Consider the following 7,748-nt stretch of genomic DNA (forward strand, 5'->3'; position numbering starts at 1 on the left):
AGCATCGTCGGCACACTCAGCCAATCAGGAAGATACGAGACGACGACGCCCTTGGGCAGGCCGGTCTCGACGCCGTGGGTCCAGCCATCGCGGTAGATCTGCTGGACCTCGAGCTGTCCGGACACCTCGTCGAGCAGCTCGGTGAGCACCCATTCGATGAGCGCGCGCTCATCCTCGGGGTTGCCGTAGTCGCTCTCGCGACATGCCTGCTTTGCGATATCGCCCGCCTGGGGCAGCAGGCGCTCGCGAAGGCCGTGCAAAAACGTGCAGACGAGCGGGCCGCCCAGCCCTTCAAGCACGCCCTGGGATTCCTCGGCGTGCTCGAGCAGGATGCGCGCTTCCTGAATGGATAGAAGATCGTTATCGATCAGCGGCATGGGACGCGCCCCCTTAGTACGGCAGCAGGTTCTCTACGCAGTAGCGCTGCGTGATCTTCTTCAGATCGGGATGCGGACGGGGGATGACCACGGAGCTGTAGACCTCCGCGCCCATCTCGCCCACGGCGGCCACGCCGGCCTCGACCGCAGCCTCCACGGCCGCCACGTCGCCCTCGACCAGAATCGAGATGTAGCCCGATGCGGTGTTCTCGTAGCCGATGAGCGTCACGTCGCCGGCCTTGCACATGGCGTCGGCCGCCTCGAGGACGAAGACCAGGCCAAAGGTCTCGATGGCGCCAAGCGCTCCGGAATAACCCTGTGTCATGGCTTCCTCCTAGAAATCGACGTCGTGTACGGAGACCACGTCGCCCACGGCGGGCACGGGTCGCTTCATAACGTTTTGGGCCGTCAGCTTGCCGATGGACTTGGCTGCCTCGGCGCCGGCCTTGACGGCCGCCTCGCACGCGGCCACGTCGCCGCGGACGATCACCGTGACCAGCGTGGAACCAACGTTCTCGTAGCTGATCAGCTCGGTGTCGCCGGCCTTGAGCATGGCGTCGGCGGCGAGGAGCGCGGGGACCATGCCGATGGTCTCGATAAGGCCGATAGCCTGTTCTCCCTGATAGCGCATGGGTCCTCCCCTTCCTACTTGATGTACGAGTTGATGGACTGCTTCTGCTCGTCGGTGGCGCGGTAGTACACCAGCAGCTCGTCCTTATCGTCGAGGTCAATGCGCGCCTCCTCGATCAGACCGTTCTTCTCGGCCGTCATGAGGGCGGAGGTCATCTCCTCGCGGGTAAAGGCGCGACGGTTGGAGTACTCGCCCTTCAGGGCATCCATAACGTCGTCGACGCTGGCTTCGTCCACCGTGGTGAAGTACTTCAGCATTGCGTAGTTCAGCGGACGCGACATGCTACGCCTCCTTCTTCTTGAGGAAGTCCAACGGGTTCACGGCGATGACGGTGATGCCCGCCACCATTACGAGCGCGGCGATCCATGCCACCGCGGGCAGGGCGAAGCCATCGATGCCCATGATCAGGCCGATGATGATCCAGCTGCACAGCGGGACGAAGAACGAATACGTGCCGTTGCAGGCCATGCCCAGCGCGGTGCCGCACATGGAGTTGCCGCGATACCAGTTTGAGAACGAGGTATAGGCGAAGAAGCCGGATGCGACGAAGAAGAACACCGAGGGAAGGTCGACGAAGGCCTGGCCCACGCACTGGTAGGTGGTGGCGATGTCGCCGCCGCCGAACAGCGTGAGCAAGGGCAGGATCACGATGAGGTTCACGGAACCGGACGTGACCTGACGGATGGTGATGCCGATCTGCGGGTCGATCATGGAGGTGCCGAAGCCGCCGATGCAGCCCTCGATACCCCAGCCGAGCGCGGCGATGAAGGCGAGGATGAGGCCGGGGACGACGCCCGGGCCGAGCGCGCCGGTAAGGCCGGTGAAGCCGATCATGCCGCTCGCGAAGACGCAGATGAGGATGCCGAAGATCACGCGGGGACCCATGGGCTGCTTAAACAGGAAACGCGAGAGGATGGCGCCGATCGCCGGGCAGAGGGCGGCGATGGGGGTGACGATGGGGCCCGCCATGGACAGCGCGATAACATAGGCGGCGCCTGCGATGGGGCCGCCCACCAGCGCCGCGGCAACCATGATGATGCCCGGCTTGGAGCGGAACGTCTGGACGAAGTCGCCCAACTTGCCCTGCTTGGCGGTCAGCAGAAGAGCCCATACGGCGCTGAAGAGGTCGTTGAGGGCCGTGGCGATGGTGGGGAGAATGAAGACCACCAGGAAGCTGCTCGCCTCCAGCGTGCCCATCCAGTCGGCCCATACGCCCTGAGTCTGGGCGGCCATGATGAACGCCGAGTACAAACCGTAGGTGATGCCGGAATACAGCGCGATCATGAGACCCTTCTTGAGGAAGCTCTGATCGAGCCTCTTCTTCTTTTCCAGGGCAAGCTCATGGCGCGCATTCGCGGTTGCCGCTCCTTGCATACCTTCCTCCTAACTGTAGGGAGTTACATAAGACCTGTACTTCCAAACTCTATGAATTGCCGTAATGGAAGGGTCTAGAAACCGCCGTCGCCTAAGCGGCGGGCGGCCGAAAAGGGTATGCGAACGCAGCGCATGGCACCGCGAGCGGCATTCTTTTCACGTTGTGCGGCAGTCGGCACGGGCGAACGGTCGCAATCCGCTTGCCAACGGTTATTTATAACGACAGCCGTCTTTTTGCATATCCGGATGCCCCCTGCAGATGCGGCAACTAATCCCACCAGAGCTATGGTATTTGCCATCTACCTTGTGATTTGATGTGCCGCATGCCCCGTATCCGGTCCGATGCGACGAAGTGGCCGCGGCTTTGCTCTGCGCGGCCTGCATAAGCACTCCGGCAAACCTTTTCGCTACGTAACTGTTTGCCATACGCACCAGACGGCCGAGGCGCGGCGGCGTCGCGAAACCCGCGAAGCGTGCGATGCCCTGCCTGCGCTCCTCGTGACTCCGCGTACCGCATGCGCGCCCCGCGCGCCATCGCTCCGTGCACGCCCTCGCTCCGCTCGCGCTATCGAACGCGCACGCGCGCCGCACGCCCCATCGACCCTCGAAACGCAAGCAGCCCCGCAGGCGCCGCTTATCGCGGGCCTGCGGGGCTGTATATCTGCTTGTGTGGGAAACCTCGGAACCGGTCGTCCGCTTCCCCACTCCCTACTCCGTCGATGGACGGACGGCCTCATACGGGCCTCGGGCACTTGTATCGAGAACGAAGCCCTTACAGCTCGGTAACCTCGATGGCGTTGTAGACCTCGTCCCACTTCTCGATAACGAGATGACCGGTCTGCGGGTCCATGGCATTCAGCTTGCCGCAGGTATTGCCGGTCTTCAGAACGGTCACGGGATCGGCGCCCGCAGCGATAGCATGCGCGAAGCCGGCGATCGTAGAGTCACCGGAACCCGTAGCGTTGACGGCGGGAATAGGCGGCACGACGGCGCGGTACACCTTGCCGTCATGGAAACCGAAAGAGCCGGCGGACCCCATGGACACGACGACCCAGGGAATACCCTGGAAGCGCTCGTCGGCCTGCAACGCAGCCGCAAGATCGACAACCTGGTCGGGCGTATAGCTCGTACCAAGCAGCGCGTTGATCTCGGTGAGGTTGGGCTTCACGAGCGTGGGCTCATACGAGCTCTCGAGCGCGGCATTGAGCGCGGCACCCGACGTATCGAGCAGCAGCGGCACGCCGGCATCCGTGGCCAGGGCCAGCAGCTCGACGTAATACTCGGCGGGAACGCCCTTGGGCAGCGAGCCGGAGATGGTCACGCAATCGGCCTGCTTGACGAGCTCCTCGAACTTCGCGGTAAAGGCGGCGAGCTCGTCGGCAGAGACCTCGGGGCCGCTCTCGAGCAGCTCGGTCTGGTTGCCCTCATGCAGGATGTTCAGGCAGATGCGCGTCTCGCCCGCGATGGGGGTGAAGTCGTGCTTGATGCCGTCGGCGTCCATCAGCTCGCCCATGAAGGCGCCCATGTGGCCGCCCAGCAGGCCGGTTGCCACGACGTCGTCACCCAGCTGCGTGAGGACGCGCGAAACGTTGAGACCCTTACCGCCCGCGGTCTTCTTGGGCGAGACGCGGTTCACGTCGTCGATGACCAGCTTATCAAGCTGATAGGCGGTATCGATGGCAGGGTTCATGGTAACGGTGAGAATCATTGTTCGATTCCTTTCGTCGAATCGTTCTCCCAATAACGCGGGCATGCGGCGTATCGTCACCCGCGGTTCTTCCCGATGGTTCGGCGCTACAGCACCTCGATGCTAAAGCCGCGCACCACGGTCTCGCCCGGATGGGCAACGAGGCATCCGCGCTTATGCTCGAACACATCGTCCTCATCGGAGCAGGTCGACAGACCACCCCAGGGCTCGATGGCAACGAAATCGCCCTCGGGCTTGCTCCACACGATCAGATACGGCATGTCGTCGAACCGGACGCGTATGCCCTTCTCCTCATCGTTCTTCACCAGCTCGACCACGCGGCTCTCTAGCACGTCGAAAATGGTCTCGGCGAAGTCGAACAGCTCGTGCGTCAACGGCAGCTCTCGCCCGACCATGGGGTTGGGCACGCGACCCTCTACGTCGATCAAGCCGGTGTCGGGCACAGCGCAGCACAGCTCGTCGGCCTCATCGGCCTCGAACCGCAGCTTGTACTCGCTGTAGGACTCGCCCTCGTCGAGCGGGCAGGCGAAACCGGGATGGCCGCCGATGAAGAAGGGCATGTCCTCGCTACCGGTATTGGTGACCTCGTAGGACGCGTTCAAGCGCTTGCCTTCGATGGCATAGCGGGCAACGAGCTCGAACGGGAACGGATACTGCTCGAGCAGCTCGGGCTTGCTGGCAAGTCGGTACGCGCAGGTCGCATCCTGCGCGTCGATCAGCTCGAACTCCTGCTTGCGTGCGAAGCCATGGCGCGCCAGCTCGATTCGCTTGCCCGAGGCCGTAACCGCGGCGCCGTCGCGCAGACCACCGCAGATGGGGAAGCAGATAGGCGCCTGACCGCTCCATACAGCAGGATCGCCCTGCCAGAGATACTCGCGACCGTTCGCCCTCAGAGAGGTAAACGAGCCGCCGGCGCTCGTCAGCGCAACCGTGAGCTCGCCGTTGGTAAGGACGTGTTCCAATGCAATCTCCTTCGTGCATCCTGGGGAGCGGCGCATCGCGGTCGCGAAGACCGGCGGCGCCGCTCATTCCATGCAGATGCGTTACGCGCGATACACGGACTCGCCGGCCAGGTACGTCTCGACGAGCGTCATATCGTCCTCGAGAACGACGAAGTCGGCGTTGCGACCCGGACGGATGGAACCGCACTCGTCGGCGATATCGTTGGCCTCGGCGGGCGCCTGGGTGGCCATGTAGACAGCCTCCTGCTTGGTGGCGATGCCCCACTCGACGACGTTCTTCACCGCATCCTTCATGTTGAGGATGGAGCCCGCGAGCGAGCCGCCGTCCTTCAGGCGCGCGGTGCCCCCGGCGACCACGACGGGAAGCTCACCCAGGAAGTAGTCGCCTTCCGGCATACCGCCGGCGCACATGCAGTCGGTGATAAGCGCGACGTGCTCGTGGCCCTTGGCATTCATAACGATGCCGGCGGAGATGGGATTCACATGATGGCCGTCGCAGATGAGCTCGGAATAGGACTTGTCCTGGCTGGACAGCGCGGCACCGACCATGCCGGGCTCACGATGGTGCAGGCCGCTCATGCCGTTGTAGGTGTGCACGAAGACCTTGGCACCGGCATCGAGGCAGGCCTGGGCCTGCTCGCAGGTGGCGGCGGAGTGACCGAGCGCCACGACGACGCCGGAGGCGACGGCCTGGGCGGTGAACTCGGCGGCACCGTCGTACTCGGGAGCCACGGCGACCTTCTTGACGAGACCGTGGGCGGCGTTCTGCCAGCTCTCAAGTTTGTCCATCGTAGGAGCAGAGAGATAGGCGGGGTTCTGGGCGCCCTTGTACTTCTCGGTGAAGAAGGGGCCCTCGAGGAAGATGCCGTGGATACGGGCGTGCGGCGTATCGTCGCCGGCCTCTACGTACTCGGCCACGCTAACACACGCCTTCTCGAGCTGCTCCGTGCTTGCGGTCAGCGTGGTGGGAAGGTAGCTGGTAACGCCGTTGCGCAGGATGCCGCGAGAAACGGCGGCAACGCTCTCGGCCTTGCAGTCCATGATGTCGTGGTTGTCGAACCCGTGGATGTGGGTGTCAACGTAACCGGGAGCGATCTGCTTGCCGCTGTAGTCCACGATATCGCAGTCGGGCTTATCGGTTACATAGGCTCCGAAGACGCCGTCCTCGACCATGAGGTAGCCACCGCGCGCCACGCGCGTGGGAAGATAGAACGCATCGGCCTTGATTGCATAGGTGCTCATACCAGTCTCCTTAAGACAGTTGGTGCAATTGAGTCTCTATATACCCAAAAGGCGCCCGCCCGTCCAAGCAGACCGGGCGGGCGCCTATCAAGCGAGGATTGTTGATCGGAATAGATCAGAAATCACGCACAGAGGCAGAAAATTAGGCCTCGAACGGGTGAATGGTAACACCCTTGACCACGCGGTTCACGGTACCGGTGGGCGACGGGGTGTCGGGGGTGTTGCCCACGCGGACGGAGTTGAGCAGGGAGACGACCTGGGCGAACATCACGAAGGGAAGCGCCAGATAGCCCTCGGGCAGAGCCTCGCGGCCGGCGAAGGTGAAGGAAGCACCCTCGAAGGACGGGGCCATATCCTGCTGGATGGCGAAGGTCTTCTGGGCGATCTCGTCGCCGTTGATCTCGTTGAGGATGTCAAGATCGTACTTACGGGTGTACTCGTCGTTGTTCATGAAGACGAAGACGAGGGTCTTGTCGTCGACGAAGGACTTCGGTCCGTGACGGTAGCCCATGCAGGAATCCCAAGAGGTGGCAACCAGGCCGTGAGCAAGCTCGAGGATCTTAAGCTGAGCCTCCTGAGCCAGGCCAACGAAGGAACCGGAACCCAGGTAGGTGACGCGGTTGAAGTCGCCGGACAGAACGTCGGCGATCTCGGCCTCGCGCTCGATGACCTCGGCACCCATCTCGGCAGCCTGCTTGACCCAGGCCTCCTTGGTGTCGAAATCAGCGGAGTCGAAGATAAGGGTGGAGAGCAGCGTCATGCAGCTATAGGAGCCGGTCATGGCGAAGCCCTTGTCGTTGGCGCGCGGGATGAGCAGCGTGAGCTGATCGGCATCGCCCTCGGACTCGACGGCAAGCTTGCCCTCGGGAGCGCAGGTGATGTTGATGAACTTGACGTTCTTCACGAAGGTCTTGGCAACCTGGACGGCGGCAAGGGACTCGGGGCTGTTGCCGGAGCGGGCGAAAGACACCAGAACCATGGGCTCGTCAGGGTTCAGGAAATCGCGCGGAGCGGAAACGATGTCCGTGGTAGCGATGGGCTTGAAGTCATACAGCGCGGTATCGCCGGCATGGCGCAGATACGGAGCGCAGGTATCGCCGACGTAATCGGAGGTGCCAGCACCGGTGAAGACGACGGACAGACGGCCCTCGCCCATGGCGCGAGCCTCGGCCAGGAACGCATCGATAGCGTCCTTGTTCTCCTTGTAGATGTTGAGGGTGTCCAGCCACAGCTCGGGCTGCTGCTTAATCTCACCGGCGGTGATGTCGGCGCCGAGGGCCTTCAGGCTCTCAAGATCCTTCTCGAACATTGACAATACCTCTCTTTCACAGTAGGCCAACTACCTTGTAGTATATGCCTGCATTGGTTTGCTGGTTGTAACCAGTTTGCCAATGTAGAAACCATACAATCCCACCATATATGTTAATCGTTGCGCTGGTGGAAGATCTTGTATT

The 7,748-nt window shown here is 62.7% G+C and carries 8 protein-coding genes and 1 pseudogene; all 9 read right to left on the minus strand.

All coding sequences use genetic code 11. The features are described from left to right. A pseudogene (locus I2E26_RS03580) lies at positions 1 to 377 on the minus strand (aldehyde dehydrogenase); the annotation flags it as partial. A gap of 13 nt (positions 378 to 390) precedes the next feature. After that, positions 391 to 702 (minus strand): BMC domain-containing protein, encoded by a 312-nt coding sequence (locus I2E26_RS03585; protein ID WP_009140786.1) that lies wholly within the window; start codon positions 700 to 702, stop codon positions 391 to 393. Between the two features lie 9 nt (positions 703 to 711). Continuing rightward, entirely contained in the window at positions 712 to 1,008 is a 297-nt protein-coding gene (locus I2E26_RS03590; protein WP_009140787.1) for a BMC domain-containing protein, read from the minus strand. A 14-nt stretch (positions 1,009 to 1,022) separates the two neighbouring features. Further along, positions 1,023 to 1,289 carry a hypothetical protein gene (locus tag I2E26_RS03595; protein ID WP_195419636.1) on the minus strand — a complete coding sequence of 89 codons (267 nt, stop codon included), beginning with the start codon at positions 1,287 to 1,289 and terminating at the stop codon, positions 1,023 to 1,025. A gap of 1 nt (position 1,290) precedes the next feature. Next, complete coding sequence (locus I2E26_RS03600) at positions 1,291 to 2,382, minus strand: hypothetical protein (protein ID WP_195419637.1); 1,092 nt, start codon at positions 2,380 to 2,382, stop codon at positions 1,291 to 1,293. Between the two features lie 772 nt (positions 2,383 to 3,154). Continuing rightward, positions 3,155 to 4,090: a hexose kinase gene (locus I2E26_RS03605; protein WP_195419638.1), complete on the minus strand. Its 936-nt coding sequence runs from the start codon at positions 4,088 to 4,090 to the stop codon at positions 3,155 to 3,157. Between the two features lie 86 nt (positions 4,091 to 4,176). Next, entirely contained in the window at positions 4,177 to 5,052 is an 876-nt protein-coding gene (locus I2E26_RS03610; protein WP_195419639.1) for an aldose 1-epimerase family protein, read from the minus strand. 81 nt (positions 5,053 to 5,133) lie between these two features. Beyond that, on the minus strand, positions 5,134 to 6,294 hold the full coding sequence (gene nagA, locus I2E26_RS03615; protein ID WP_195419640.1) for an N-acetylglucosamine-6-phosphate deacetylase: 1,161 nt from the start codon (positions 6,292 to 6,294) through the stop codon (positions 5,134 to 5,136). 142 nt (positions 6,295 to 6,436) lie between these two features. Beyond that, positions 6,437 to 7,603, minus strand: coding sequence for an SIS domain-containing protein (locus I2E26_RS03620; protein ID WP_195419641.1), 1,167 nt, complete (start codon positions 7,601 to 7,603; stop codon positions 6,437 to 6,439). Positions 7,604 to 7,748: the final 145 nt, after the last annotated feature.

Source organism: Collinsella sp. D33t1_170424_A12 (assembly GCF_015554865.1).
Classification (GTDB): Bacteria; Actinomycetota; Coriobacteriia; order Coriobacteriales; family Coriobacteriaceae; genus Collinsella.